Source organism: Bacteroides fluxus YIT 12057 (assembly GCF_000195635.1).
Classification (GTDB): Bacteria; Bacteroidota; Bacteroidia; order Bacteroidales; family Bacteroidaceae; genus Bacteroides; species Bacteroides fluxus.
The window spans coordinates 55,076-81,815 of sequence record NZ_GL882694.1 but is presented as its reverse complement, the minus strand read 5'-3'; the positions used below and the strand labels follow the sequence as shown (position 1 = coordinate 81,815).

Sequence of the window (26,740 nt, the reverse complement as noted above, 5' to 3'; positions counted from 1 at the left end):
TATAAATTTACCACTCAGGTTTTTACATTGACCCGATATACGTATTTCATCCCGCAATCACTTTCCGTGCAAGACGGATACTGCTCGTACGAACCGATGCAGGATTTGATTGACGCCTATTGGGATGTGGACGGCAAAACCATGCGCGACAAAGACATCACCGTAGAGCAACGTCAACAAAGATATGCCCAAATATGGAATGACTTCAAAGACATGACCGTGGAAGAATATACCCAAAAGGTATCAGACACCGACAATATCATGAAGTATGAGTACATGAAAGAGTTCCGCAACCGCGACAGCCGCCTGTATGTTTCCATGCTGTTCCCATTCAAGGGCTGGCACGAAACGGCCAAAGGCACTTTCTACTTCCGTTGGAATCCGGATTTGATAAACAAAAACGGTAACGAGTCATGGACCGGATATTGTTATCGCAAGATGGTAGCGCTGGCTCCCTACGACAATTGGGCGGCAGAAGAAGACTATCCCGTAATCCGCTACGCCGAAGTACTGCTTACCTTCGCCGAAGCCCGCATCCAAAACAGTGGCTGGGATACAGAAGCCACCGCGGCCTTGAATGACCTTCGCGACCGTTGCGGCATGCCGAACGTACCCGCCACCATGCCAAGCAAAGAGGCAGCCCTGGATTTCGTACGCAACGAGCGCCGCATAGAACTGGCGGCCGAAGGACATCGTTATGATGACATAAGACGTTATGGCTGTGAATATTGCAACAAGGTGATGAATGGCTACTCATATGCGCCTAACGGCTACAAAGTTGTAAAAAAAGCATGGAACGACCGTCTGATATTAATGCCTATTCCTTTAGAGGCCATTGACTTGAACCCGCTGTTGAAAGACGATCAGAATCCGGGATATTAACAAACACAGATTTTCTAACCTTTCTAAATAAAAAAACGTAAGAAGGCTTGCTTTTCCATGTCCAATGGACAGCAAGCCTTTATTTATCCCGCCCTCTTATACAGACAAAATGAACGGAAAATAACACATCTGCAAAAAAAAAATTCACTCCAAGTAGGGGAAAGGGCTTTTATAAGTGTATTTATAATGTATTCGCACATAAAACAATTCATCAATTACTTATTTATAAAAAATTTATCATGAGAAAACTCAAATTACTACTCTTAGCCGGCGCATGTATCGTGCTGAGCGCATGTTCAACTCAGACATCCACTGTCCATACCACCGACAAAGGCACACAATGGGAATGGAACGAAGGAACCATTGTCATAAAAAGCCCCGAACGTCCTGCCGGACAAAAAAGTGCCATCGGCCTTACTGCCCCCAAAATGGAGGTAGTGCGCGTAGGCTTTGTAGGGTTGGGTATGCGTGGTCCCGGAGCCGTATCACGTTTCACTCATATTCCCGGAACCCAAATCGTGGCACTTTGCGACTATGAGGCGAAACGTGCAGAAGCCTGCCAGAACATTCTGAAAAAAGCTTCCATGCCGAAAGCGGCTATCTACTCGGGCGAAAAAGGCTACGAGGCACTCTGCAAACGCGATGATATTGATCTGGTATATATCGCCGCCGACTGGCTGCACCACTTCCCTATCGCTAAATGCGCATTGGAGAACGGTAAGCACGTGGCCATCGAAGTACCTTCTGCCATGAACCTGCAAGAATGCTGGGATCTTATCAACCTGAGTGAAACCACACGCAAGCACTGCTTTATTCTGGAGAACTGCTGCTATGACTGGTTTGAGATGAATACCCTGAACATGGCACAGAACGGAGTATTCGGTGAAGTCATCCGCGCACAAGGTGCATACATCCACGACCTCAGCGGTTTCTGGGACTATTACTGGAAGAACGGCGAAAACGACAAGCTAGGCTGGCGCCTGGAATTCAATATGCGCCATCGCGGTGATGTTTACGCCACTCATGGCCTTGGCCCTGTGGCACAAGTATTGGATATTCACCGTGGTGACCGCATGAAAACACTGACCGCCATGGATACAAAGTCAGTGGTAGGCAAAGGATTGGTAGAAGCCAAGACCGACTCTGCCTGCAACAATTTCCGTAACGGCGACCACACCACTACCATGATCCGTACTGAAAACGGCAAGGTTATCGAGATCCAACACAACGTAATGACCCCGCAACCTTACAACCGCCTATACCAGCTGACCGGCGTGAAAGGTTTCGCCAATAAATATCCTACAGAAGGCTATGCACTAGGAGCCGATCAGTTGAGCGCTTCAGGCGTACAGCCCAAGGTTGACAATCTCAGTTCGCACGGATTCCTGCCACAATCTGAAATGAATGCCTTGGTTGAGAAATATCAGCACCCCATCCTGAAGAAATACGGTGAAACGGCTAAAGAAGTAGGCGGACACGGCGGTATGGATTTTATCATGGACAGCCGCCTGGTATATTGCCTGCAGAACGGCCTGCCTTTAGACATGGACGTATATGACCTCGCAGAATGGTGCGCGCTTGCCGAACTGGGCGAAATATCCATGGACAATAATTGCGCTGCCGTAGAATTTCCCGACTTCACCCGCGGAGAATGGAATGTAGTGAAAGGCTACAAGCATGCCTATGCAAGCCCCGAAGAAGAGCAAACAAGCCTGGAAAGAGCCAAAGCGTTTACCGCCAAGCTGAAAGAGCAAGGCGCCAAAGAATGGGCTTCAGAAGCTGAAAACAAATAATGCGACCTTAATTAACCGGAACACATTCCCCCAAAAACAATGTTCATCAATCGGCGGAGAAGCATAAGCTGTTTTTCCGCCGATTTTTATACATATCACCCGAACCAAGTCACACTCCTTTTTCTTACCTTTGCAGAAAATTTACAACTAACAATGAAAACAATCGTAAATGTCCCCTCTCGACAAAACACTATGCGTGAACTGAGAGATTATCTGATGATTGCCGTAGGCATGGTTTTGTACGGTATCGGCTGGACAGTATTCCTGCTGCCCAACGATATCACTACCGGTGGCGTACCGGGTATTGCATCTATCGTATATTTCGCGACAGGATTTCCCGTCCAATATACGTATTTCGCCATCAACTTCATGCTTTTACTGCTTGCCTTGCGCATTTTGGGATGGAAATTCAGTGTAAAGACAATCTTTGCCGTATTCACCCTTACTTTCTTCCTCTCGATTATTCAAAAGCTAACCGAAGGTGTCGTCCTGCTGCACGACCAACCTTTCATGGCTTGCGTCATCGGAGCTTCTTTCTGCGGCAGCGGCATCGGCATCGCCTTTTCCAACAACGGCAGCACGGGGGGCACAGATATCATCGCCGCCATCATCAACAAATACCGTGACATCACATTGGGCAGAGTAATGCTGATATGTGACCTTATCATCATTTCATCCAGCTACTTCGTGTTGAAGGATTGGGAAAAGGTAGTATATGGTTACGTCACTCTCTACATCTGCAGTTTTGTGCTCGACCAAGTAGTGAACAGTGCACGCCAGTCGGTACAGTTCTTCATTATCAGCGACAAGTATGCGGAAATAGCCAAGCATATCCAGGTATATCCCCACAGGGGCGCAACAGTCATCAATGCTTCGGGCTTCTATACAGGAAAAGAAATAAAAATGCTGTTTATTCTCGCCAAGAAACGGGAATCAACCATCATTTTCCGGCTGATAAAAGATATAGACCCCAATGCATTCGTTTCACAGAGTGCCGTTATCGGAGTCTATGGAGAAGGGTTCGACAAAATAAAGGTAAAATAAAGTAATGGAACAACGGGGTTATAGGGCTACAAACCTCCCCTCTTTCCACACATAAGCCATAGGACGGCGGAGAAACGGCTTCAGTTTTTCCGCCGCTTCTTTTTCCATATAATCAGGAGTGGTAAACGTAAACGTCAGCCGGGAATCTTTGGCAGAAAGGTCAGCTTTCATCAATAACATATCGGCTTGGAGACAGGCCTCCTGGTATCCATATACATCCGCGGTGTCCGGAGCTTCGGCTATAAAATCATTTATAACAGGCAAAGCCGGTAAATAAGAGGAAGAGGCCAATTCTTTCCAGTCCGTCGTATAAAAGTTGATATGGCTGTCGCAGGCAGGGGCACAAACGGTAGAAACCGTACAAATCACTTTTGTACTGTCATTGACAGACAACAGCTTCATCTGCCAAGAACTTTGCTTGGACATCTTCACACGGATATAGTCGGCAGTAAGTTCCGTCATTTCAGATTTACCGCCAAAATTGTTAGTGACCTCCGCCTTCATCTTGCTTTCAAGGAAATCAATAAAGTCCGCACGGTTCACGGAAGAAAGCAGCGGACTCAGGGAATCCGGCATATTCACGAAACAAGTTTTGGCCTCCTGCGCCTGTGAAGCTACCACTCCGGCAAAGATCCAAAACAAAAGGATACTCATTTTTCTTATCATACTGTTTTTCTATTTACCATTATCAGACCCAAGATATCAGAGCATACCGCATATACGCTCAAGACAACTCATGTCCGTATCATCAAAACTGTCCAATTCTTCACTATCCACATCCAGCACTCCCCACACAGTACCGTCAGCACCACGAAGCGGGACCACTATTTCAGAACGGGACAAAGAACTGCAGGCTATATGTCCGGGGAACGCCTCCACATCGGGCACCACCAATGTCCTCCCCGTTTCCCACGCCTTGCCACAGACACCGCGTCCTTTCCTGATCCGGGTACAAGCCACAGGACCCTGGAAAGGCCCCAACACCAGTTCTTCCCCTTTTACCAGATAGAAACCTACCCAGAAGAAACGGAAAGTTTCTTTCAGTGCAGCCGCCACATTGGCCAGGTTAGCAATGATATCATCCTCACCCGAAAGCAGCCCTTCCAACTGCGGAACCAAAGTGCAATACTTGTCTTTCTTGCTGCCATTATCTATATATAGATCTTCTGCCATCTGTTTTCTGTTTATTTACTCCCCAAATATAAAAAGAACATTCCAATCAGCACCAAAATAAGGTCAACAGCCTTACTTTTTAAATTCTTTTCACGGAAAAACAGAGCGCCAAAAAGGAAAGACACGACTACGCTTCCGCGACGCACCATCGAAACAATGGAAATCATGGAATCTTCATAGCTCAAAGCATAGAAGTACACAAAATCTGCCGCACAAAGGAAAACAGAGATACAGATGATTGTCCAGTCCCAGCGGAACGGTGTACTTTCCTTCCGTTTAGGATACCATAACAACAAAATGATAGGGCACATAATGAATACCTGATAAACATTGTACCAAGACTGGACCAACATCGGATTAAGTTGCTTCATAAGATATTTATCATACAATCCGCTGACGGCACCGGTTACGGCGGCAAGCACAATAAACAAAATCCATTTGTTGTGTTTAAAGTCAATGCCCTCCTTCTTGCCGGAACGGCTCAACATAAAGAAAGAAAGCACGGCAAGCATGACACCAATCCATTGGTATAAATTCAAACGTTCGCCGAATACCAGCATAGCACCCACGAGCACCATCACGGGACGGGTTGCATTGATAGGCCCCACAATAGTCAACGGCAAATGCTTCATTCCAAAATAGCCGAATATCCAGGAAGACAGTACTATGAACGACTTGACTATAATGAATTTATGCACTTCCCACCCCACTACAGGCACCTGAAACATCGTTCCGTCCAAAACCGAAGGAACAAACACCGATACCAGAATGAACGGAAGAAAGATAAGGCTGGAAAATACCGTATTCAGAAAAAGTACCGGAAGCACGGCATTGTCCCGGAGGGACTGCTTCTTGAAGGCATCATAAAATCCCAGCAAAGCCGCCGAAAGGAAAGCAAGTAATAACCACATCTGATTCATTAAAAATTAAAAGTTAAAAAACAAAAGCAGAAAGGGCGTCTTCCTTACCCAAAAATATGTTTTCGGGATAGGCAACATCTACCAAGAAAAGCGCATTGCCGGGAACAGAAGTTCCCGCCCGGCAACGGTCCTTTTGTTCGATGACCCGCCGGAATCCTTCTACCGTAAGCTTTCCACGTCCCACCTCAAGCAAGGTTCCAACAATGGCGCGTACCATGTTTCGCAGGAAACGGTCTGCCTGAACAGTGAAAACCCAGGTTACTTCATCCAATTGCGTCCAGGCGGCATGCATAATCCGGCAATTATTGGTCTTGACATCCGTATGCAATTTGCTGAAACTCGTAAAATCCGTATAGTCAAACAGAGTCTTTGCGGCTTCATTCATCCGTTCAAAATCGGGTGTCTGAAAAAGACGGCAACGGTACCGGCGGTTGAAGGGAACTTTGGCGGTAGTGACGTAATATTTATACATACGTGCCGTCGCATCAAAACGGGCATGGGCCTCCGGTTTTACCGCCCGCAAACTATAGACAGAAATATCGGGAGGAAGCAGCCTGTTCAACTTGTCTGCCATGAAAGTGACATCCAAAGGCGTTTCACTATCAAAATGAGCTACCATCAGCGAGGCATGTACCCCGGCATCCGTACGTCCCGCTCCCACCACTTCCACCTCCCGGCGCAGCAAAGTGGAGAGCGCTTTCATCAGACACTCCTGTACACTTGCCCCGTTGGGCTGAATCTGCCAGCCATGATAGGCAGTACCGTCATAAGCCAAATAAATAAAATATCGTTGCACGTTTTTCTTTTTTGTGCGGCAAAGATAATACAAACTGAGGGCAGAAGACGCAAAAAGGCATGAAAAAAGCGGGTTTCTATCCATAGTGTTTCATGGGTTTGGATTATCTTTGCAAAAATTTCATTGAAGATTACCGATTAAAAAGACCATAAAGATGCGCCATAAATACCATTTAATCCCCGTCCTTCTGATAGCAGGAATCACATTGTCAACCGGCCTCAGCGGCTGCAAAAAGAAAGACATGTCACTGAAACTGAACGAACCCCGCAACATCAAAGGAGTAATCAGCTACAAACGTTCTTTCGGAGACTTGAACGAGAAGCATCTGAAAACAGCCCAAGCCATAGGCATCCGCCCGCTTGCCTCCCGTGAAGAGGCAGAGGAGATGAAAGAAAAGCTGAGACATATTACAACGAATGAACGATATGCAGTAGATTCCTTGACTCATTCCATACCTTACCTGATTCCCGGAGCTGCAAACCTGTTGGACAGTATCGGCTCTAACTTCCTGGACTCGTTGGAGTCTAAAGGACTGAACCCCAATAAAGTTATTGTAACCTCCGTACTCCGCACCAAAGATGACGTAAAACGCCTGCGCCGCCGCAACGGCAACGCCTCCCTGAATTCCGCCCATTTCTATGGCACAACGTTCGATGTCAGCTGGAAGCGTTTCCAAAAAATAGAAGACGAAGACGGACGCCCTCTCCAGGATGTCAGTGCGGACACACTGAAACTGGTATTGTCCGAGGTATTGAGAGATTTGAAACAGGCAGACAGGTGCTATATAAAGTATGAGCTGAAGCAGGGATGTTTTCACATCACGACAAGAGGGAAATGAGAAATTCTCATTTTTCCTCCAGCATCCTCCACGCCAGCGGCAGGCAATTCACGACGTCCCCTGCCGTCATCCCCGCCATGCCTTGCTTCTTGCCTGCAATGTCTCCTGCCAACCCGTGTACATACGCACCCAGTCGGGCAGCTGTTTCTGCCTCATACCCCTGCGCCAGCAAAGCAAGTACAACCCCCGTCAGCACGTCACCGCTGCCACCGGTTGCCATGCCCGGATTCCCGGTTATATTAAACCAGCACTTGCCCGAGGGTGCAATGATAACCGAATAAGCTCCTTTCAACAAAATATGTACACCGGAAGTCTTTGCCAATTCACGGGCTTTCATCAACCGTTCGTATGAATTCTGGCATTTGCCTACCAGACGTTCCAATTCCTTGGGATGCGGCGTAAGAACGCTGCCTTTGGGCAAACGTCCTATATAGCTGCGTTTCTCACCCAAAAGGTTCAACGCATCGGCATCGACCACCATCGGCACATGACAGGACTCTATCTGTTCCAACAAAGCGGTCTCCGTTTCCGCCGCCCTGCCCAGCCCCGGCCCGATGCCCACCGCCTGACAATCATCCGCATCGGCCGGAGAAGCGAAACACGTATCGCTTATATCCAATTCAGTCATAGCCTCAGGCACGGAAGTCTGTACTATAAAATTGTTGCAGAACGGCACATGAACAGTCAGCAGCCCTACCCCGGAGCGCAGGCAAGCCCGCGCCGCCAGTACCGAGGCTCCCGCCATGCCTTGCGAACCGGCTATCAGCAATGCACGGCCAAAGTTGCCTTTATGTGCAAATTTAGTGCGGGGCTTCAACAGACCGGGCATATCTTCATGCTCTGACAGATAGAAATCTGTTTCCATTTCTTCCATCGCTTCCTCGCTGAGTCCAATATCCAGAAGCCGCCATTCGCCGACAAAAGGTTCGTTTTCGGCAAAGAGGAACGCCAGTTTCGGCAGTTGCAGGCTCAACGTCAAGTCGGCACGGACAATGTTGGATTGCACATTATAGGTATTATCCTCTCCCATCAAGCCGGAAGGGATGTCGATGGACACCACAGTAGCCGGTGAAGCATTGATGTATTTCACCACTGCGGCAAAACCACCTGCCAGAGCCTTGTTCAGCCCACTGCCGAACAAGCCGTCAACCACGACATGCTCCGCGGTAAGGACAGGCGGTACAAACTGCGTGGTGACCTCATGAAAATCCACGCCCGCCACATTTGCCAGCCTTTCTTTGTTTGTGGCGCAATCCGGCGAAAGAGAACCTTTGGTGTTGAAAAGATACACCTCAAGTTTATACCCTTTCTCCGCCAGGAGGCGTGAAACAGCCAACGCATCCCCTCCATTATTGCCCGGTCCGGCAAAAACCGTAAACGGTGTATCGGAATCCCAACGCTCCGAGAGGGCTCCGGACAATGCATGCGAGGCACGTTCCATCAAATCGATGGACGCCACAGGTTCATTCTCTATGGTATGCGCATCCAATTGCTTGATGCTTGCAGCAGGAAATATCTTCATGTCTAAATCCTCAAACTTATATTATTCATTCAACAAATTCTCTTCTTGTTCCGCTTCCTTGTCGGCCTGTTTCATCTTCTTCGTCAGCAACTCCTCCGGGAAATAATACTTGAACGGAATGCGGTGACACCCCGCGCGCTTCACCGCCAGCGTCAACATGCGGTCTGCCTTGAAATATACGCGCGAGAGCCTCACGGAATGCGGCAGCACGTCTTCCGGATATTCAAATCCTTTGCTCGTGACTGCCGTCTGAAACGACCCGATGCCACGCAGCGTCACAGAATGCCCCTCGCTCAGTGCCTCTTCGATGATTTCACCCGTTGCAGCGAGCACAGCCTCTACCACTCCCCGGTGAAAACCGGTCCGTTGCGCCACCTGGTGCGCCACGTCCCGCTCGGTCTTGCCGCCTTTCTTCTGCAATTTCTTGCCGACGGCATACCACAATTGCGGTTTATCTTTTTTCGTTGCGTCCACCTTGCGGCAGACGATGTAAGGGATTGCCATACTTGAATAATGTATTAAATGTACAACAGCAAGCGTTTCATTCGGAAACAGCCTGTCTTCCTTTAAGGAAAGCAGGTGACTACATGTACATGTCGGGAGTACCTACATGTACATATCAGCATTACTTACATGCACATGTCAGCATTACCTACATGTGCATGTCGGAAAGCTTCGTTTACAAAGCAAAGGTAGCGCATATATTAGAAATACACAAGAAATTACAGAAGATGATGCATGGAGTGGAATAAAAATCGTATTTTTGCGCCAACTTTCTAAAAACACCCCATCTATGGATACCATACAGATTAAAGACAAAAAGTTCACAGTCTCCATCAAGGAGCAGGACATTCTGAAAGAAGTAACCCGTGTAGCGAACGAAATCAATCGTGACCTGGCAGGAAAGAACCCGTTATTCCTCAGCGTTCTGAACGGCTCGTTCATGTTTACCGCCGATCTGCTGAAACGCATCACGATCCCTTGTGAAATTTCATTTGTCAAACTGGCATCTTACCAAGGGGTATCCTCTACCGGGGTCATCAAAGAAGTAATCGGTATCAACGAGGATCTGACGGACCGCACCGTAGTCATCGTGGAAGACATTGTAGATACAGGGCTTACCATGCAACGTTTGCTGGAAACCCTGGGTACACGCGGTCCCAAAGAAATTCACATCGCCTCTTTACTGGTGAAACCCGAGAAATTGAAAGTCGACCTGAACATCGAATATGCCGCCATGAACATTCCCAACGACTTTATCGTTGGTTACGGGCTGGATTATGACGGGTTCGGACGCAACTATCCCGATATCTATACAGTAGTGGAATAATAATCAGTTAATCACAAATAAATAGGTAAAACAAATGTTGAATATTGTAATTTTCGGTGCTCCCGGCTCAGGCAAAGGGACACAAAGTGAGAAGATTGTAGAAAAGTATGGAATCAACCACATTTCCACCGGAGACGTGCTCCGCGCTGAAATGAAGAATGGTACCGAACTGGGCAAGACCGCCAAAGGTTATATCGACCAGGGACAATTGATTCCCGATGAATTGATGATTGATATCCTGGCAAGCGTATTCGACAGCTTCCAAGACAGCAAGGGCGTCATCTTCGACGGTTTCCCCAGAACTATCGCCCAAGCCGAAGCTTTGAAGAAGATGCTGGCTGAACGCGGACAGGAAGTCAGCATAATGCTTGACCTCGACGTACCCGAAGAAGAACTGATGAAACGCCTCATCAAACGCGGACAAGAATCCGGCCGTGCAGACGACAACGAAGAAACGATCAAAAAGCGCCTTGTCGTTTACCACTCGCAGACGGCTCCGTTGATTGACTGGTACAAGCAGGACGGCAAATACCAACATATCAAAGGTTTCGGTGTGCTGGAAGAAATCTTTGCGGACATCTGCAAAGCAATTGACGCAGTGAAATAATAATTATTAGTAAAAGTAGCAAGTAGTATGGCTGAATCGAATTTTGTTGACTACGTAAAAATATATTGCCGCTCAGGTAAGGGCGGACGAGGTTCTACGCATATGCGGCGTGAAAAGTACATACCCAACGGAGGCCCCGACGGAGGTGACGGAGGACGAGGAGGCCATGTAATCCTGCGTGGCAACCGTAACTATTGGACACTGCTGCACTTGAGGTACGACCGCCACATCATGGCAGGACACGGAGAGTCCGGTTCCAAGAACCGCAGTTTCGGCAAGGACGGAGAGGACAAAGTGGTTGAAGTGCCTTGCGGTACCGTAGTCTATAATGCCGAAACCGGTGAATATATCTGTGATGTTACCGAACATGGACAAGAAGTCATCTTGCTGAAAGGCGGACGCGGCGGCCTGGGTAACTGGCACTTCAAGACGGCTACCCGCCAAGCCCCTCGTTTTGCCCAACCGGGTGAACCGATGCAGGAAATGACAGTAATCATGGAGTTGAAATTATTGGCTGATGTCGGCCTGGTAGGTTTTCCAAATGCCGGAAAATCGACCCTGCTTTCAGCCGTATCTTCCGCCAAACCCAAGATTGCCAATTATCCTTTCACTACGCTGGAGCCCAACCTGGGCATCGTGTCCTACCGTGACGGCAAGTCATTCGTCATGGCGGACATTCCCGGTATCATCGAAGGAGCCAGCGCCGGCAAAGGCCTGGGATTACGTTTCCTGCGCCATATCGAACGGAACTCGTTATTGTTGTTTATGGTTCCCGCCGACAGTGACGATATTCGCAAAGAATATGAAATATTGCTGAACGAGCTTCGTACCTTCAACCCTGAGATGCTTGACAAGCAAAGGGTACTTGCCGTAACCAAATGCGACATGCTCGACCAAGAACTGATGGACGAAATCGAGCCGACGTTGCCCGAGGGAATTCCTCATGTATTCATTTCCGCCATCTCCGGTATGGGCATTTCCGTACTGAAAGATATCCTGTGGGAAGAACTGAACAAGGAAAGCAACAAGATAGAAGGTAAAGTGGCAAACATCGCCCACCGTGCCAAGGATATGAGCCACTTGCAGGAAGAACTGAAAGAAGAAGGTGAAGATGAAGACCTCAGTTACGAATATGTCAATGATGACGAGGACATAGAAGACCTTGAGGACTTTGAATACGAAGAAGAAGATTGGGAGGAAGACAAAAAATGATTTCCCTCACCGAAGATAGAAGAATGTTGGGATATGAGATACTCGCCTCATATCCCGACATTTCTTGTTTTGTAACCACCCGCCACGGAGGATGCAGCCAGGGAAACTATGCTTCCTTTAACTGCACACCTTATACCGGGGATGACGCGGAATGCGTCCGGCGCAACCGGGAACTGCTTTGCAGCTCCCTGCCCCAACGTCCGGAGGAGCTGATTATTCCCTTCCAGACACATGGCACGAAGTCACTCGTCATCGACGGGACCTATCTGGAAGCAACAGCAGAAGTGCGGCATGCAATGCTGCAGGGCGTTGATGCGCTGATAACCCGCGAACAAGGCTGCTGCATTTGCATTTCCACAGCAGACTGTATCCCCATCCTGCTCTATGACCGGCAAAATTCTGTAATAGCCGCCGTCCATGCCGGCTGGCGAGGTACCGTGAACTATATCCTTGGCCATACACTCGACCAAATGCGTGCCCGCTATGGCACAGACGGCAAGGAAGTGATAGCCTGCATCGGTCCCGGCATCTCCCTTTCCGCCTTCGAGGTAGGCGACGAAGTCTATGAAGCATTCCGCGAAAACGGTTTCCGGATGGATTACATTTCCGAGTGGAAGCCCGAGACACATAAATACCATATCGACCTATGGGCAGCGAACCGGTTGCAGCTGCTTGATTTCGGCGTCCCTTCCGCACAAGTGGAGACGGCCCATATATGTACCTTTACCCGACATGAAGATTTTTTCTCCGCCCGCCGGTCAGGCATCCGGTCAGGAAGGATATTGTCGGGAATCATGTTAAACGCAAATGCCCATTAGCCATGTACAACATTACCGTATCAGAAGACATCAAGAAAGCCTGTCCGACTTTTAAAGGTGCAGCCGTATTTGCCGAAGTGACAAATACCGCATATTGCGAAGGGTTGTGGCAGGAAATCGCGGAATTCACCCGTGAATTAAGGACTCGTGAAACAACGGACAGCATCAAGTACCAACCCGTCATTGCCGCCACCCGCGAAGCCTACAGGTGTTGCGGAAAAGACCCCAGCCGCTACCGCCCCTCTGCCGAGGCACTGAGACGGCGACTGCTACGCGGAATGGAGCTCTACCGGATAGACACGCTGGTAGATTTAATCAACCTCGTTTCCCTGCGTACCGGCCATTCCATCGGAGGCTTCGACGCAGACAAAATAGAAGGCACCGCTCTTGAGCTCGGCATAGGGCGTGCCGACGAACCGTTCGAGGGTATAGGCCGCGGAGTTCTGAACATTGAAGGACTACCTGTCTATCGTGACCGCACAGGCGGCATCGGCACCCCGACCAGTGATAACGAGCGCACCAAAATGGGACTTGAAACCCGCCACATCCTTGCCATTGTCAACGGCTACAACGGGCAGGAAGGTCTGAAGGAGGCTGCCGAGATGATTCAAGACTTATTAATAAAGTATGCCTCCTCCGCCGGTGGAACCATACAATACTTTGAATAAATGAAAATCCGTATTCTTGTCCCTCTCCTATTCATCGTCCCCGGTGCCACGGCACAAGAGAAGACGACAGCCTTTTCCACTATGGAAATCAACCATATCCGCGTTGCTACCCCGGGATTGTTTTCGCAAAGCGAACTGGTTGAACTGCCTTTGGAGGACATTCCGGATACGGAGTATTCCTTCCCCTTGCCCGGCGGCAAAGTCATCTCCCCCTATGGACGGGGACGGGGGCGCCACAGCGGCATAGACATCAAGACCTGCGCCAAAGACACCATACGAAGCGCCTTCAATGGAGTGGTACGGATGTCCAAGCCTTACAGTGCCTATGGCAATGTCATTGTGGTACGCCATAACTTCGGGCTGGAAACGGTATATAGCCACAACTTTAAAAACCTTGTACACTGTGGCGACACGGTCAAAGCCGGACAACCCATCGCATTAGCCGGACGTACCGGACGTGCCTCTACCGACCATCTGCATTTCGAAACACGTGTCAACGGCCAGCATTTCGACCCCAATATCATCTTCAACATGAAGGAACAGACGCTGAACAGACAGCGCATCGGATGCTCAAAAAAAGGAAACGGCATCGTCGTGCAACAACTGCCGACAATCTACCCGAAGCCTCTGCAAAAAAAATACCCGATAGAACCATTTAAGTATCCAAACGTTTCACTACATTTGCAAAACGTTTCACTAAAAGAACGAATTGAACTTTAAAGCATATCAATGATAGAAAAACTAATTGTTCTTGAGGATATTGACCCGGTTATTTTTTATGGTGTAAACAACGCCAATATGCAATTGATAAAGGCTCTTTATCCTAAACTCCGCATCGTGGCCCGCGGCAATGTCATCAAAGTATTGGGAGACGAGGAGGAAATGTGCGCATTTGAGGAAAACATCACCAAACTGGAAAAATACTGCGCCGAATACAACTCTCTGAAAGAGGAAGTTATTATAGATATCATCAAAGGCAATGCTCCGCAGGCAGAGAAGTCGGGCAACGTCATCGTTTTCAGCGTAACCGGCAAGCCGATTATCCCGCGTAGCGATAACCAGTTGAAACTGGTGGAGGCCTTCGCCAAGAATGACATGGTATTTGCCATTGGCCCCGCAGGTTCGGGAAAGACTTATACCGCTATAGCATTGGCTGTCCGTGCCTTGAAGAACAAGGAGATAAAGAAAATCATCCTCAGCCGCCCTGCCGTAGAAGCCGGAGAAAAACTTGGCTTTTTACCGGGCGACATGAAGGACAAGATAGACCCATACCTGCAACCTCTCTACGATGCCTTGCAGGATATGATACCTGCCGCCAAGCTGAAAGAATACATGGAACTGAACATCATTCAGATTGCCCCTCTCGCCTTTATGCGCGGACGCACACTGAACGATGCCGTCGTTATTCTGGACGAAGCGCAGAACACCACCACACAACAGATCAAGATGTTCCTCACCCGTATGGGAATGAACACCAAGATGATTGTCACGGGAGACATGACGCAGATTGACTTGCCTTCTTCCCAGACTTCGGGTCTGGTGCAGGCTTTGAAGATTCTGAAAGGTGTGAAAGGCATCAGCTTTGTGGAGTTGAACAAGAAAGACATCGTAAGGCATAAATTAGTCACACAGATAGTAGAAGCTTACGAAAAGTTTGACAAAGAAGCGAAAGCGGAGCGCGAAAGACGCAAGGCCGGACAAGCCGATAGCAAGATTGAACAGAAACAGTAAATTCTCAAATCGTAAATATTACAAAGATGAAAGCATTAACAGCAACTGAATTTAACTTTCCGGGACAGAAAAGTGTCTATCACGGAAAAGTACGTGATGTGTATAACATCAACGGTGAAAAGTTGGTCATGGTAGCTACCGACCGTATCTCTGCCTTCGACGTTGTATTGCCGAAAGGCATTCCTTTCAAGGGGCAAATGCTGAACCAGATTGCAGCAAAATTTCTGGATGCCACAACCGACATCTGCCCCAACTGGAAAATAGCCACGCCCGACCCAATGGTGACGGTAGGCGTGATGTGTGAAGGATTCCCCGTAGAAATGATTGTACGCGGTTACCTCTGCGGCAGCGCATGGCGTGCTTATAAAAGCGGCGTCCGTGAAATCTGCGGTGTGAAACTGCCCGAAGGAATGAAGGAGAACCAGAAATTCCCCGAACCCATCATCACCCCGACGACCAAAGCCGAGATCGGCGAGCACGACGCTGATATCTCCAAAGAGGAGATTCTGGCAAAAGGCCTGGCTACTCCTGAAGAATATGCCATCCTGGAAAAATACACCATGGCCCTCTTTAACCGTGGTTCCGAAATCGCCGCCGAACGCGGGCTGATTCTTGTAGATACCAAATATGAATTCGGCAAGCACGACGGCAAAATCTATCTGATGGACGAAATTCATACTCCGGACTCCAGCCGTTACTTCTATTCGGAAGGCTACGAGGAACGCTTTGCCAAAGGAGAACCCCAGAAGCAGCTCTCCAAGGAGTTCGTACGCGAGTGGTTGATGGACAACGGTTTCCAGGGCAAGGAAGGACAGCAGGTTCCGGAAATGACGGATGAAATTGTCAATTCAATCAGCGAGCGTTACATCGAGTTGTATGAACACATCACCGGTGAAAAGTTCATCAAGGAAGATACCAGCAACATCGCCGAACGTATAGGCAAAAACGTTGAAGCATTTTTGAATAAATAATTTAAAAATGAATTATCCACAAGAACACATCAAGCCTTACGGCAAGGACGGAAAAAAGAGCGAGCAGGTGGAAAAAATGTTCAACAACATTGCTCCTGCCTACGACAAGCTGAACCATACCCTGTCAATGGGTATAGACCGAAACTGGCGCAAGAAAGCCATCAATATGCTCCGCCCCTTCCGCCCCCGCCGCATCATGGATGTAGCTACCGGCACCGGCGATTTCGCCATTCTTGCCTGCCGTGAACTCCAGCCGGACACGCTGACGGGTACCGACATTTCGGAAGGCATGATGGAAGTGGGACGTGAAAAGGTAAAACAGGCACATCTCTCGGACAAGATATCTTTTGTCCGGGAGGATTGTACCTGCCTCTCGTTTGCCGATGGCAGTTTCGACGCCGTAACCGTAGCGTTCGGTGTCCGGAACTTTGAAGACTTGGACAAAGGTATTTCTGAAATGTGCCGGGTATTGTCTCCCGGCGGTCATTTGGTCATTCTGGAACTTTCCACTCCAGACCGTTTCCCGATGAAACAGTTGTTTACCGTTTACTCCAGAATAGTTATCCCCCTGCTCGGCAAATGTATCTCAAAAGACAACAGCGCTTACACCTATCTGCCTGAAAGTATCCACGCCTTTCCGCAAGGAGAGGTAATGCAGGAAGTAATCCGCAAAGCAGGATTCAGTGAGGTAAGCTTCAAGCGGTTGACTTTTGGAATATGTACATTATATATGGCTAGAAAATAGGCACTAATCATCCCTTTAACACACCCTAATCATGCAGAAATACGGTTTAATAGGTTACCCGCTGAAACATTCGTTTTCCATCGGATATTTCAATGAAAAATTCAAAGCAGAGAATATCGATGCAGAATACGTAAACTTTGAGATTCCCCGCATCGAAGATTTCATGGAAGTGATAGAGGAAAACCCCAACCTCTGCGGACTCAACGTGACTATCCCCTACAAAGAACAAGTGATTCCCTATTTGGACGAATTGGATAAAGATACGGCCAAGATAGGTGCAGTCAATGTCATCAAAATCACCCGTCTTCCCAAAGGAAAGGTAAAATTAGTGGGATATAACTCGGACATCATCGGATTTACCCAATCCATTGAACCGTTGCTGCAACCGCACCATCAAAAGGCTCTCATCTTAGGAACAGGAGGCGCCTCGAAAGCCATACATCGCGGCTTGGAAAATCTGGGCATCCAAAGCACTTTCGTGTCGCGCACCAAGAAAGAGGACAAATACCTCACTTACGAAGAGCTGACACCGGAAATCATGCAGGAGTACACGGTGATTGTCAACTGTACCCCGGTAGGCATGTACCCCAAAGTGGACTTCTGTCCTAATATCCCTTACGGTCTGCTGACTCCCAACCATTTGCTCTACGATTTGTTATATAATCCAAACGAAACCCTCTTCATGAAGAAAGGACAGGCACAAGGAGCTGTCACCAAGAACGGACTGGAGATGTTGCTGTTGCAGGCCTTTGCTGCATGGGAAATTTGGAATAAATAATGAAGAAAACCGTAAAATATTCGATTCTCGGTCTGGCTGCCCTCTGCACCCTATTGTTGTGTGCAGGGTACTACATGCTGGGCTACTCCTTGAAACCGGACGACCTCGTTTCACGCAGCCGTAACATCGCCGCATCCTACGATTTCATGTACGAGCGCTATCCCGAACTGCACCCCTGGGTGGACAGTCTGATGACCGCAGGAGCACTGAAGGACTTCTACATTGAGAACGACCGCGGAGAGACGCTGCATGCACTCTATGTTGCCGCCGCCCGTCCCACCGGCAAGACGGCAGTCATCGTACACGGATATACGGACAATGCCGTGCGCATGCTGATGATAGGTTATTTATACAGCAAGGAAATGGGCTTCAATATCCTGCTACCCGACCTTTACGGGCACGGGATGAGCGAAGGGGACCATGTACAGATGGGCTGGAAAGACCGGCTCGACGTACTGCAATGGACCGAAACCGCCGATGAGCTTTTCGGACGCAACCTGGCAGACAGCATAGAGTCCCGCAGTACAAAAATGGTAGTACACGGCATCTCCATGGGAGCCGCCACCACCATGATGGTATCCGGCGAAGTGGAACACGGACAATACCAACAGCCTTTCATCAAGTGTTTTGTGGAAGACTGCGGCTACACAAGCGTATGGGACGAGTTTCGCGGAGAGTTGAAAGAACAGTTCGGACTGCCTGCTTTCCCCCTACTGCATACTGCAAGCTGGCTCTGCCAACAGGAGTACGGATGGGACTTCCGGGAAGCTTCCGCCTTGGAGCAAGTAAAGAAATGTACTTTGCCTATGCTCTTCATCCACGGTGATGCCGACACCTTTGTACCGACGTGGATGGTCTATCCCCTCTACGAAGCCAAGCCCGAACCCAAAGAATTATGGATTGTACCCGGTGCCACACATGCCATGTCTTACAAGGATTACCCACAGGAATACACCGGGCATGTAAAGAAATTCGTAGGGAAATACATACATTGATGTGATTTTGCCTATCTTCGCCGCAACAAATATTGGCAATATGAAACGATTTATTTCCATAGCATTCTTCTTGTGCCTGCTCATATCCTTGCAGGCACAAGAAATCTACACCACCAAGAACATTCCTAAAGTACACCTTCAGGACAAGACACGTTATGTCTGCAACCCTGCCGGCATCTTATCCACAGAGGCATGCGACGCCATAGACCGCATGCTCTACGCATTGGAACAGCAGACGGGCATTGAAACAGTAGTCGCCGTTGTCCCGTCCATCGGACAAGAAGACTGCTTCGACTTTTCACACCGGCTGCTCAATGAATGGGGAGTGGGAAAGAAAGAGAAAAACAACGGTCTGGTCATTCTGCTGGTAACCGACCAACGCTGCATCCAGTTTTATACGGGATACGGCCTAGAAGGAGACCTGCCCGATGCCATCTGCAAACGCATACAAACCAAGTACATGATTCCCTATCTGAAAGACGGTAATTGGAATGCCGGAATGGTGGCGGGCGTAAAGGCGGTCTGTGCACGCCTCGACGGCAGTATGGTGAATGACACGGAAGAAGAGGAGGACCTCTCCCTAGGAGGTATCCTGTTGGGGCTTTTCGGTTTCTTTGGAGTAGCACTGATAATAGGTATCCTTGCCCAACGTGCCGCCAACAAATGCCCCAACTGCGGACAACATAAATTGCAGAGAAGCGGAAGCGTACTCATTTCGCGCCGCAATGGAGTGAAAACCGAAGACGTGACCTACACCTGTCGCAATTGCGGACACAAGGTGGTACGCCGCCAGCAGTCATACGATGAGAATTACCGAGGAGGCGGAGGCAGCGGACCGGTCATCCTCGGCGGAGGAGGTCTCTTCGGAGGCGGAGGAGGCGGAAGCTTCAGCGGTGGCAGCTTCGGAGGCGGTATGGGAGGCGGCGGTGGAGCCGGTTCAAGATTCTAAGGCCTCACTTCCGGCCCCTCTCCCGTAGAGAGAGGAAATGAAAAAAGTTATATAGAATATGATAGAATACAATTAAATGATTAATAACCGCACTTTCCTCCTCCCCTCTCTACGGGAGAGGGGTCGGGGGTGAGGCTTAAAAATGAAAAGTATGAAAAAATCAACCATTATCATTATCGTTGTTATAGCCCTTCTCGCCATTTGGGGAGTAACCGGCTATAACGGACTTGTAACCATGGACGAAAACGTCAGCGGACAATGGTCGAACGTAGAAACACAATACCAACGTCGTGCCGACCTGATTCCAAACCTTGTAAATACAGTGAAAGGATATGCCACGCACGAGAAGGAAACACTGGAAGGCGTAGTGGAAGCTCGCAGCAAAGCCACTCAAATCAAAGTGGATGCCAATGACTTGACACCGGAAAAGCTGGCTGAATACCAGAAAGCACAAGGTGCCGTGACTTCTGCCCTCGGCAAACTGCTTGCCATTACGGAGAACTATCCCGACTTGAAGGCTAACCAGAATTTCCTGGAACTTCAAGCACAGCTGGAAGGTACTGAAAACCGCATCAACGTAGCCCGTACCAATTTCAACAACGCAGCCAAAGAATTCAACACCGCTATCCGCCGTTTCCCGAAGAATATCCTTGCCGGACTGTTCGGCTTTGACAAGCGTGCTTACTTCGAGGCAGCCGAAGGAACAGAACAAGCTCCCCAGGTACAGTTCTGAAGCAAATAATCACAGATTAGACATATAATAAAAGGAGGTGTGTCAAAACTGATAAAAGAACGCAAATTACACAAATTACGCAAAAAAGCGAATCTGATAATCGTTGATTATCAGTAGTCATTAAAAAGCAGGGGTTGCGTAATTTGTGTAAGTTGTGTTCTAAATCTTTATTTTGACACACCTCCTTTTATTATATTGAGGCAGCCTATTTTATTTCAATGTTCTCATAACAAATCCTCCTCCCGGAGCCATGTGTATCTTTATTTTTTTATCAGCAGGCAAACTTATAACTTTACGTCTATAGTCTTTCCCTACCCTATCGGCATTGATTCCGTCCTCAAAGATTTCAATACGATTAACGTCTTTCCCTAAAAAAGACAAGTCAAGTTCCATATCACGGGCATCCCAATTGGTTAATGCGCCTACATACCAAATACTGTCTTTCTGACGGGCTATAGCCAAATATTCTCCAATCTTCCCATTCAACACCTTTGTGTCATCCCAAACGGTAGGAATGGCCGCGATGAATTTTGTGCATTCTTCCTCTTTCATATAATTGGTTGGAGCATCACACAACATATTCAACGGAGAATCAAAAACCACGTACTGGGCCAGTTGCCGACAACGTGTACCCTGGCTCATCGGTTCAGAGTAAATAGATTTAAAGTTCTCCTTATTTACGTTGTTCATAGCACCTTGTGTGTAATCCACTGAACCGGCAACCATACGAATAAACGGCATCGTCACGTCATAGGTTACCTGGTCTGTACCCGGTTGCGCCCATTTCAGCTCTTCCAAACCATGAACACCTTCAAAATTAATCGCATTCGGATAAGTACGCTGCAATCCTGTCGGCTTGGAAGTACCGTGCAAATCTATGAGTAATTTATATTTAGCGCCTGTTTCCGCACAACGGCGGTTGAAGTCTATCATATACTGATCGTCGCGATCCATGAAATCAATTTTAAAACCTTTGATTCCCATTGCAGCATAATGCTTGCAAACACGATCCATATCCAAATCGAAAGCACGGTAACCCGCCCATAATATCAAACCAACCTTTTTAGTATTTGCATAGTGTACCAATTCATTCAAATCTATCTCAGGAACTACTTGCATCAAATCAGCAGGTCCGGCAACTGCCCACCCTTCATCTAATATAACATATTCAATACCGAATTTTGAAGCGAAATCAATATAATACTTATACGTTTCCGTATTAATTCCGGCACGAAAGTCCACATTGTAGATGTTCCAGTCATTCCACCAGTCCCAAGCTACCTTGCCGGGTTTTACCCACGAATAATCGCCTTCTGCCGCAGGAGTGGCAAGTTTATATACCATGTCATTGCAAAGCAAGTCCGCATCTTCTTCAGCTATAACCATCACACGCCACGGGAAAGCAGTCCTCCCCTCCACCTTGGCAATATAGGGTTCCCGGGTTTTGACTACTCCCTTCAATCCTCTTACCTCTACGGAAACATCTTTCGGGTATGCGGCAAAATCACCATAGAAGCCCTTGTCATCCGAAGATACTTTCAGAAACATACCCGGATAATTCAACAAATCAGCCTCGGTAATACATATTTTCTTACCTCCTTTTCCTTCGGTCAATACAGGTAAGAATGCCAGACGGCTTTTATCCCATTCGGCAAGCGACACATGCTGATAAGTATTCTGGAACGAACTATGATACTGATTTTCCTTTCCGTCCACCTGGCGTCCTTTAGGCGTAGCAGCAAATATCTTCGGATTATCCGGTAAGTTAAATACCGCCTGCTCACTCTCTACCCAAAACGGTTTCTTCAAGTTAGAGACAAAACGATAGGCGGCACCGTCTTCATAAGCTCTGAATATCAAGCTATACCCACCTTTAAAGTCCAAAGTCAATTCATTATAATGATCTTTGATGCTTTTCTTTTTATAGATAGGAGGATAGATCGTCTGGTTGATTGTCTTGATGCTTTTCTTACGCAAACGAGGTTCTTTACCGAACACCGTCCCATCAACCAAAGCCATGGATATGGGAGAAGCCCCTACCATGACATCTCCCTCATGAGACACAGAATAAATGATTTCATTGCCTATCGTTACGTTCACTGAAACTTTGCCCGACGGGTCCTTCAGTTCCACCACTTTTTGTGCGTACCCCCACAAAGGAGCAGCTATCAATATGATAGCCACCCATTTCTTACTTACTATATTCATATACTATTCAAAATTTACAGTTCAACGATGTTCCGTTCTTTACACTCCGCTTCAGTACCGGCTTACCGCCTTTCATGACGGTTACCTGTAGCAGTTCTCCTTTTTTGCGAACCACTTGAACATCAAATTCCGTACCGAACGCCCTTACCTTGCGAAGTGACATGCGGTTCCATTCCTGTGGCAATTGCGGTTTCATGGAAAAAGAATTCAAGCCTGTGGGACGAATGCCGAACATTCCTTCCGTAACAATACGTCCATACAATGCGCTTTCAGCGGATAGATGACGTTGCCCGCCTTCCGGCCATGCCTCTACGGCATAAGGAACATGCGCTCCCAACAACCGGGTGGCTGAATAACGCTTCATATATTCCATCGCCTTCTCTACTTCACCTGCCATAAAGACACCACGTAAAGCGTACAAGGTAGAACGATCCCAAAAAGTCTTATCACCGGAGGCTGTCAACAACCCGTTCTCTGTCCACAAACGAGGCGAAAAAAGGGCGTCAATAGTTCCTACAGCACGCTTGTTAATACCTACCGTCAAAGGAATACAAATCCAGGCACGAAGCACATCATTCCCTTTATAATAAGCATAGGTATCAAAACCTTCTACCTCAGCTGCAAAATAACGGTCTATGGCCTTCTCCAATCGAGCCGCCTGCCGGCGATACTTTCCGGCAACAGCATTTCCCTTTCCCAAGTCTTCTGCCAGATAAGCGGCTGAAAGCAATGCATCATAGTACAAAGAAGAAGTACACAGATTCGCCTCCCCTGCCGGGAAACGTCCTTCCAATTCATCAGCATCCGAGGTTACAACCCCGTCTTCATTGATTTTCCGGCGACTGAATTCCAGACACCATTCAATCAGCGGCCACAGTTCCCGCGCTTCTTCCCTATTGCCGCTCGCCAATGCGTAACGCGCAGCGCCATAAGCAATCATTGCCGCATCTCCGCGGTCACCCGCCCCGTTCCAATAACTGTCTCCTTCGGCAACTATCGAACTGGGGATAGGCTTCCACTCATCATTCATATAGCGGGCGAAGTGTTTGAACGAGTTCACTGCAGAGGCATTTCCATACCGATAGCCCACAAACGGAAAGTAGGGATTGATATATTCAGCCTGGTCATTCGCCCAGATAGCGGCATAATAAGACTCGCCACCCGGTCCGTGCATAGGTCCGCCTTTCGTATCATAAATGCTTTCAAGCGCACGTATCTTGGAAAAGGCGAACATTTCATTGATTACGGGATCGGGGGTATCCAAGACAAGGTTATTCATCCATTCGGCAACCACAGCCCTGCGCTTCTCCAATTCCCTTGCGGCATCTATCCTTTTTTCCGGAAGAACCTTATGGGCAGAAACGGAAGCAGAGAAAGTAACAGTTTTGCCTGGCAGTATGGTTTGTGAAACTCCATCCTCCGATACACATAGAACGGAGTAACTGCCTTCTACTCCCTTCTCTGGATTCGTGGGGGAAACGATGTCTATCTTTGGTATTTCAATATCTACTGCCACGCTACCTGTATTTGTGAACTCATAGATTTCCACCAAGGAAGGCAAGTCAACCGACGGCAAATAAGTACGCTTCAAAGATAAAGAACGATTCTTCCCCGCATGAATATCGCTTACCACTTCCAATGTCCCATTCAAAGTAACGGATTTCACCTGTTCCCGCATAGCCCGTCCCTCTACCATGACATCCTCCAATGGATTCCAGTCAAGGCGGCGCATCAGACTGCCATGTGTGTTATTAGGTATCGTGCGCAACATCGGCCACACCATACTTTTGTTCAACTCAAAAGTTCCGTCTTCCTTGACGCCATATCTCAGTACCACCGACACCTGTTTTCCACTCATCTCTATATGGTCATGGTGCGCTTCGCCTTTTTTCACCCGCCACGTAATGCTGTTATTACCTTTATCTATCCGCCAATACTGCTGTGCATAGACTGTATGCAAGCAAATAACGGCAACCAAGGACAATATTAACTTTCTCATATACCTATGTTCACTTATTTTTTAACGACCGTCATTGCAAAACCGCCTCCCGAAGCCATACGTATCTTCTTCTCTGAATCCGGGGTGACAGTGAAAATCTCTTTCTTATAGTCTTCCGCCTGCTTATCCGCATTGACACCATCCCTAAACAGCACCACTTCATAAGTACCATCACCCAAGAAACCAAAATCAAGAGTTATTTCCCGTGCTGTCCAATCGGTCATTCCTCCCACATACCAAGAAGAGCCAATTTTGCGGGCTATAACTACCGACTCTCCCAACTTGCCTTGCAATACACGGGTTTCCTCGATATTCTTATTGGGAATGCTGACTATAAAATCGGTGCATTCTTGTTCGCGCTTGTAGATGGTAGGATTATCGGCGAGCATCGTCAGCGGAGAATCATGTATGACATAAGCAGCCAACTGATGGCAACGCGTTCCCTGGCTCATCGGATTGTAGTAAATATCCTTGAAATCTTTTTTGGAAGCATTGCGCATAGCTCCGGGTGTATAGTCCACCGGACCTGTCATCATACGGATATAGGGCATTGTCACATCATATTCCATCATATCTTTCGCCACGGTACTCCATTTCATTTCTTCCATGCCGAATACCGATTCAAAATTAATAATATTAGGATAAGTACGGTTCAATCCCGTTGGCTTATAAAAACCGTGCAAATCCAGAGTCAGTTTATACTTGGCAGCCATCTCGGCAATACGGTAGGTCATCTCTACAGCAGTCTGGTCGTCACGATCCAAGAAATCTATTTTGAAACCACTGATTCCCATCTCGGAATATTTCTTGCAAGCGGCTTCCAGCTGATCATCGAGTACATTGAAGACAGCCCACAATATCAGGTCAACGCCCTTGCTTTTGCCATACCGCACCAGTTCCGGCAAATCAAGTTCCGGAATGACCGTCAGCATGTCACCTTTCCCCGGATCATACCAACCCTCATCCAATACCACAAACTCAATATGATTGTCGGCGGCAAAATCAATATAGTATTTATAGGTTTTCATATTGATGCCTGCCTTGAAATCTACGCCAGAGATTCCCCAATCATTCCACCAATCCCAAGCTACTTTTCCGGTCTTTATCCATGAGCAATCTCCGATACGGTTAGGCGAGGCCAGGGCATACACCAAATTATTAACCGGCATTTCCGTATCCCTTTCGGACACAGCCCAGATACGCCACGGATAAGTACGCTTGCCTTCCGTCTTTGCTATGTAATCGGCTCGCTCCACGACACGTTTCATGGCTCGGGGAGCGAAACTCTTTAATTCCGTAGGATACCGGGCGAACGTACCCTGCAAGGAGGTACTTTTCCCGTCACCTTTGACAAACATACCCGGATAATCTTCCAAATCAGACTCCATTAACGTCAATTTCACTTCATTGCCACAATCTACCGTTATAGGGAGGAAAGCAATGTTGTCCGTCTTTACTCCCGTCACGCTACTTTTGGTGTACAGGTTCTGAAATGCCATTGCATATTGATCCTTTCCCGGTTTTACCGTAGAGTACGCCATATAGGTTGTATAATCTTTGGGGAAATTCATCTGTACTACCTCATCCCTTATCGTCAAGCCTTCCTTTGCCGTGGTATATAAACGATAGGCAATCCCTTCATTATAAGCTCTGAATATTACTCCGAAGCTCCCCTTCAATTGAATGTCCAACTCATTATAAACCAAATTGAAAGAAGAAAAACGATAGTGCGGCGACACAATTGTCTCCTCTACCATGGAACGCCGGTTTACCCGACGCACTTTCACATTCTCTCCTAAAACCCGATCCTCCAGTACCAGACCGATCAAACTTTTATCCAACAGAAGTTGCCCTTCACGTTTCAGGGCATATTTCAATTGCCCCTCCGTATCTATTTCTACAACTAATTTCCCGTCAGGAGATTTCAGCAAATGGTCTGCCGCCCCTAAGGGCAGGCACACCAAAGCAACCAGTAAACATAAACAGAGTGATTTAATATTTGTCATATACTTATTATTTATTTGTAAC

The 26,740-nt window shown here is 47.8% G+C and carries 26 protein-coding genes; 17 read left to right on the top strand and 9 right to left on the bottom strand.

The window, feature by feature from the left end; genetic code table 11:
- The 3 genes from HMPREF9446_RS17145 to HMPREF9446_RS17130 form a co-directional block, all read left to right on the top strand.
- Positions 1-882: RagB/SusD family nutrient uptake outer membrane protein (locus HMPREF9446_RS17145; RefSeq protein WP_009127000.1), on the top strand; the 882-nt coding region annotated here is incomplete at its 5' end.
- 239 nt (positions 883-1,121) lie between these two features.
- On the top strand, positions 1,122-2,675 hold the full coding sequence (locus HMPREF9446_RS17135) for a Gfo/Idh/MocA family protein (protein ID WP_009126998.1): 1,554 nt from the start codon (positions 1,122-1,124) through the stop codon (positions 2,673-2,675).
- Positions 2,676-2,828: 153 nt separating this feature from the next.
- Positions 2,829-3,719, top strand: a complete 891-nt coding sequence (locus HMPREF9446_RS17130; protein WP_009126997.1) for a YitT family protein — start codon at positions 2,829-2,831, stop codon at positions 3,717-3,719.
- An 18-nt stretch (positions 3,720-3,737) separates the two neighbouring features.
- On the opposite strand, the gene HMPREF9446_RS17125 is transcribed toward HMPREF9446_RS17130, so the two are convergent.
- The 4 genes from HMPREF9446_RS17125 to truA are packed head-to-tail and all read right to left on the bottom strand — an operon-like array spanning position 3,738 to position 6,608.
- Positions 3,738-4,385, bottom strand: coding sequence for a DUF3256 family protein (locus tag HMPREF9446_RS17125; RefSeq protein WP_009126996.1), 648 nt, complete (start codon positions 4,383-4,385; stop codon positions 3,738-3,740).
- 36 nt (positions 4,386-4,421) lie between these two features.
- Complete coding sequence (locus tag HMPREF9446_RS17120; protein ID WP_009126995.1) at positions 4,422-4,892, bottom strand: GAF domain-containing protein; 471 nt, start codon at positions 4,890-4,892, stop codon at positions 4,422-4,424.
- Between the two features lie 11 nt (positions 4,893-4,903).
- Positions 4,904-5,803: a DMT family transporter gene (locus tag HMPREF9446_RS17115; RefSeq protein WP_039969900.1), complete on the bottom strand. Its 900-nt coding sequence runs from the start codon at positions 5,801-5,803 to the stop codon at positions 4,904-4,906.
- Between the two features lie 22 nt (positions 5,804-5,825).
- Positions 5,826-6,608 (bottom strand): tRNA pseudouridine(38-40) synthase TruA, encoded by a 783-nt coding sequence (gene truA / locus HMPREF9446_RS17110; protein ID WP_050797323.1) that lies wholly within the window; start codon positions 6,606-6,608, stop codon positions 5,826-5,828.
- Positions 6,609-6,762: 154 nt separating this feature from the next.
- Here truA and HMPREF9446_RS17105 point away from each other — a divergent pair, with 154 nt between their 5' ends.
- Positions 6,763-7,446 (top strand): DUF5715 family protein, encoded by a 684-nt coding sequence (locus HMPREF9446_RS17105; protein ID WP_009126992.1) that lies wholly within the window; start codon positions 6,763-6,765, stop codon positions 7,444-7,446.
- A 7-nt stretch (positions 7,447-7,453) separates the two neighbouring features.
- Here the strand turns inward: HMPREF9446_RS17105 and HMPREF9446_RS17100 are convergent, their stop codons facing one another.
- Together HMPREF9446_RS17100 and HMPREF9446_RS17095 are read right to left on the bottom strand one after the other, a co-directional pair.
- On the bottom strand, positions 7,454-8,968 hold the full coding sequence (locus tag HMPREF9446_RS17100) for a bifunctional ADP-dependent NAD(P)H-hydrate dehydratase/NAD(P)H-hydrate epimerase (protein WP_009126991.1): 1,515 nt from the start codon (positions 8,966-8,968) through the stop codon (positions 7,454-7,456).
- 21 nt (positions 8,969-8,989) lie between these two features.
- Positions 8,990-9,472, bottom strand: a complete 483-nt coding sequence (locus HMPREF9446_RS17095; RefSeq protein ID WP_009126990.1) for an HU family DNA-binding protein — start codon at positions 9,470-9,472, stop codon at positions 8,990-8,992.
- Positions 9,473-9,761: 289 nt separating this feature from the next.
- Between HMPREF9446_RS17095 and hpt the strand changes: the two genes are divergently transcribed.
- The 13 genes from hpt (at position 9,762) to HMPREF9446_RS17030 (ending at position 20,505) form a co-directional block, all read left to right on the top strand.
- Complete coding sequence (gene hpt / locus HMPREF9446_RS17090) at positions 9,762-10,298, top strand: hypoxanthine phosphoribosyltransferase (protein WP_039969899.1); 537 nt, start codon at positions 9,762-9,764, stop codon at positions 10,296-10,298.
- A gap of 34 nt (positions 10,299-10,332) precedes the next feature.
- Entirely contained in the window at positions 10,333-10,905 is a 573-nt protein-coding gene (locus tag HMPREF9446_RS17085) for an adenylate kinase (RefSeq protein ID WP_009126988.1), read from the top strand.
- 27 nt (positions 10,906-10,932) lie between these two features.
- Entirely contained in the window at positions 10,933-12,117 is a 1,185-nt protein-coding gene (obgE, locus tag HMPREF9446_RS17080; protein ID WP_009126987.1) for a GTPase ObgE, read from the top strand.
- Positions 12,114-12,935, top strand: a complete 822-nt coding sequence (gene pgeF / locus HMPREF9446_RS17075) for a peptidoglycan editing factor PgeF (RefSeq protein ID WP_009126986.1) — start codon at positions 12,114-12,116, stop codon at positions 12,933-12,935. The genes obgE and pgeF overlap by 4 nt, the downstream gene beginning before the upstream one ends.
- A gap of 2 nt (positions 12,936-12,937) precedes the next feature.
- Positions 12,938-13,603 carry a B3/B4 domain-containing protein gene (locus HMPREF9446_RS17070; protein ID WP_009126985.1) on the top strand — a complete coding sequence of 222 codons (666 nt, stop codon included), beginning with the start codon at positions 12,938-12,940 and terminating at the stop codon, positions 13,601-13,603.
- Entirely contained in the window at positions 13,604-14,323 is a 720-nt protein-coding gene (locus HMPREF9446_RS17065; protein WP_009126984.1) for a M23 family metallopeptidase, read from the top strand.
- A 9-nt stretch (positions 14,324-14,332) separates the two neighbouring features.
- Positions 14,333-15,334: a PhoH family protein gene (locus HMPREF9446_RS17060; protein WP_009126983.1), complete on the top strand. Its 1,002-nt coding sequence runs from the start codon at positions 14,333-14,335 to the stop codon at positions 15,332-15,334.
- Positions 15,335-15,360: 26 nt separating this feature from the next.
- The gene (locus HMPREF9446_RS17055; RefSeq protein ID WP_009126982.1) at positions 15,361-16,305 is read left to right on the top strand and encodes a phosphoribosylaminoimidazolesuccinocarboxamide synthase; all 945 of its coding nucleotides are present in this window, start codon (positions 15,361-15,363) and stop codon (positions 16,303-16,305) included.
- 7 nt (positions 16,306-16,312) lie between these two features.
- Positions 16,313-17,050: a bifunctional demethylmenaquinone methyltransferase/2-methoxy-6-polyprenyl-1,4-benzoquinol methylase UbiE gene (gene ubiE, locus HMPREF9446_RS17050; protein WP_009126981.1), complete on the top strand. Its 738-nt coding sequence runs from the start codon at positions 16,313-16,315 to the stop codon at positions 17,048-17,050.
- Positions 17,051-17,081: 31 nt separating this feature from the next.
- A complete protein-coding gene (locus HMPREF9446_RS17045; protein ID WP_009126980.1) occupies positions 17,082-17,828 on the top strand; it encodes a shikimate dehydrogenase family protein in 747 nt (248 codons plus the stop codon).
- Entirely contained in the window at positions 17,828-18,823 is a 996-nt protein-coding gene (locus HMPREF9446_RS17040) for an alpha/beta hydrolase (RefSeq protein WP_009126979.1), read from the top strand. The genes HMPREF9446_RS17045 and HMPREF9446_RS17040 overlap by 1 nt, the downstream gene beginning before the upstream one ends.
- 40 nt (positions 18,824-18,863) lie before the next feature.
- Entirely contained in the window at positions 18,864-19,772 is a 909-nt protein-coding gene (locus HMPREF9446_RS17035; RefSeq protein WP_039969897.1) for a TPM domain-containing protein, read from the top strand.
- A gap of 151 nt (positions 19,773-19,923) precedes the next feature.
- A complete protein-coding gene (locus HMPREF9446_RS17030) occupies positions 19,924-20,505 on the top strand; it encodes a LemA family protein (RefSeq protein ID WP_039969895.1) in 582 nt (193 codons plus the stop codon).
- A 210-nt stretch (positions 20,506-20,715) separates the two neighbouring features.
- On the opposite strand, the gene HMPREF9446_RS17025 is transcribed toward HMPREF9446_RS17030, so the two are convergent.
- From HMPREF9446_RS17025 to HMPREF9446_RS17015, 3 genes are read right to left on the bottom strand one after another with little or no spacing between them, the layout of a single operon-like run.
- Positions 20,716-22,713 carry a glycoside hydrolase family 97 protein gene (locus HMPREF9446_RS17025; protein ID WP_009126976.1) on the bottom strand — a complete coding sequence of 666 codons (1,998 nt, stop codon included), beginning with the start codon at positions 22,711-22,713 and terminating at the stop codon, positions 20,716-20,718.
- Between the two features lie 7 nt (positions 22,714-22,720).
- The gene (locus tag HMPREF9446_RS17020) at positions 22,721-24,712 is read right to left on the bottom strand and encodes a glucosidase family protein (protein WP_009126975.1); all 1,992 of its coding nucleotides are present in this window, start codon (positions 24,710-24,712) and stop codon (positions 22,721-22,723) included.
- A gap of 14 nt (positions 24,713-24,726) precedes the next feature.
- Positions 24,727-26,718 carry a glycoside hydrolase family 97 protein gene (locus HMPREF9446_RS17015; RefSeq protein WP_009126974.1) on the bottom strand — a complete coding sequence of 664 codons (1,992 nt, stop codon included), beginning with the start codon at positions 26,716-26,718 and terminating at the stop codon, positions 24,727-24,729.
- Positions 26,719-26,740 lie beyond the last annotated feature (22 nt).

What these genes read in the sequence shown, in the direction of transcription:
- obgE (WP_009126987.1), top strand. Translation starts at nt 10,933, where the DNA reads ATGGCTGAATCGAATTTTGTTGACTACGTAAAAATATATTGCCGCTCA.
- HMPREF9446_RS17035 (WP_039969897.1), top strand. Translation starts at nt 18,864, where the DNA reads ATGAAACGATTTATTTCCATAGCATTCTTCTTGTGCCTGCTCATATCC.
- HMPREF9446_RS17025 (WP_009126976.1), bottom strand. Translation starts at nt 22,713, where the DNA reads ATGAATATAGTAAGTAAGAAATGGGTGGCTATCATATTGATAGCTGCT.
- HMPREF9446_RS17135 (WP_009126998.1), top strand. Translation starts at nt 1,122, where the DNA reads ATGAGAAAACTCAAATTACTACTCTTAGCCGGCGCATGTATCGTGCTG.
- HMPREF9446_RS17125 (WP_009126996.1), bottom strand. Translation starts at nt 4,385, where the DNA reads ATGATAAGAAAAATGAGTATCCTTTTGTTTTGGATCTTTGCCGGAGTG.
- HMPREF9446_RS17060 (WP_009126983.1), top strand. Translation starts at nt 14,333, where the DNA reads ATGATAGAAAAACTAATTGTTCTTGAGGATATTGACCCGGTTATTTTT.
- HMPREF9446_RS17115 (WP_039969900.1), bottom strand. Translation starts at nt 5,803, where the DNA reads ATGTGGTTATTACTTGCTTTCCTTTCGGCGGCTTTGCTGGGATTTTAT.
- pgeF (WP_009126986.1), top strand. Translation starts at nt 12,114, where the DNA reads ATGATTTCCCTCACCGAAGATAGAAGAATGTTGGGATATGAGATACTC.
- HMPREF9446_RS17070 (WP_009126985.1), top strand. Translation starts at nt 12,938, where the DNA reads ATGTACAACATTACCGTATCAGAAGACATCAAGAAAGCCTGTCCGACT.
- HMPREF9446_RS17100 (WP_009126991.1), bottom strand. Translation starts at nt 8,968, where the DNA reads ATGAAGATATTTCCTGCTGCAAGCATCAAGCAATTGGATGCGCATACC.
- HMPREF9446_RS17065 (WP_009126984.1), top strand. Translation starts at nt 13,604, where the DNA reads ATGAAAATCCGTATTCTTGTCCCTCTCCTATTCATCGTCCCCGGTGCC.
- HMPREF9446_RS17020 (WP_009126975.1), bottom strand. Translation starts at nt 24,712, where the DNA reads ATGAGAAAGTTAATATTGTCCTTGGTTGCCGTTATTTGCTTGCATACA.
- HMPREF9446_RS17095 (WP_009126990.1), bottom strand. Translation starts at nt 9,472, where the DNA reads ATGGCAATCCCTTACATCGTCTGCCGCAAGGTGGACGCAACGAAAAAA.
- HMPREF9446_RS17055 (WP_009126982.1), top strand. Translation starts at nt 15,361, where the DNA reads ATGAAAGCATTAACAGCAACTGAATTTAACTTTCCGGGACAGAAAAGT.
- hpt (WP_039969899.1), top strand. Translation starts at nt 9,762, where the DNA reads ATGGATACCATACAGATTAAAGACAAAAAGTTCACAGTCTCCATCAAG.
- HMPREF9446_RS17105 (WP_009126992.1), top strand. Translation starts at nt 6,763, where the DNA reads ATGCGCCATAAATACCATTTAATCCCCGTCCTTCTGATAGCAGGAATC.
- HMPREF9446_RS17045 (WP_009126980.1), top strand. Translation starts at nt 17,082, where the DNA reads ATGCAGAAATACGGTTTAATAGGTTACCCGCTGAAACATTCGTTTTCC.
- HMPREF9446_RS17015 (WP_009126974.1), bottom strand. Translation starts at nt 26,718, where the DNA reads ATGACAAATATTAAATCACTCTGTTTATGTTTACTGGTTGCTTTGGTG.
- HMPREF9446_RS17040 (WP_009126979.1), top strand. Translation starts at nt 17,828, where the DNA reads ATGAAGAAAACCGTAAAATATTCGATTCTCGGTCTGGCTGCCCTCTGC.
- HMPREF9446_RS17130 (WP_009126997.1), top strand. Translation starts at nt 2,829, where the DNA reads ATGAAAACAATCGTAAATGTCCCCTCTCGACAAAACACTATGCGTGAA.
- HMPREF9446_RS17085 (WP_009126988.1), top strand. Translation starts at nt 10,333, where the DNA reads ATGTTGAATATTGTAATTTTCGGTGCTCCCGGCTCAGGCAAAGGGACA.
- ubiE (WP_009126981.1), top strand. Translation starts at nt 16,313, where the DNA reads ATGAATTATCCACAAGAACACATCAAGCCTTACGGCAAGGACGGAAAA.
- HMPREF9446_RS17030 (WP_039969895.1), top strand. Translation starts at nt 19,924, where the DNA reads ATGAAAAAATCAACCATTATCATTATCGTTGTTATAGCCCTTCTCGCC.
- HMPREF9446_RS17120 (WP_009126995.1), bottom strand. Translation starts at nt 4,892, where the DNA reads ATGGCAGAAGATCTATATATAGATAATGGCAGCAAGAAAGACAAGTAT.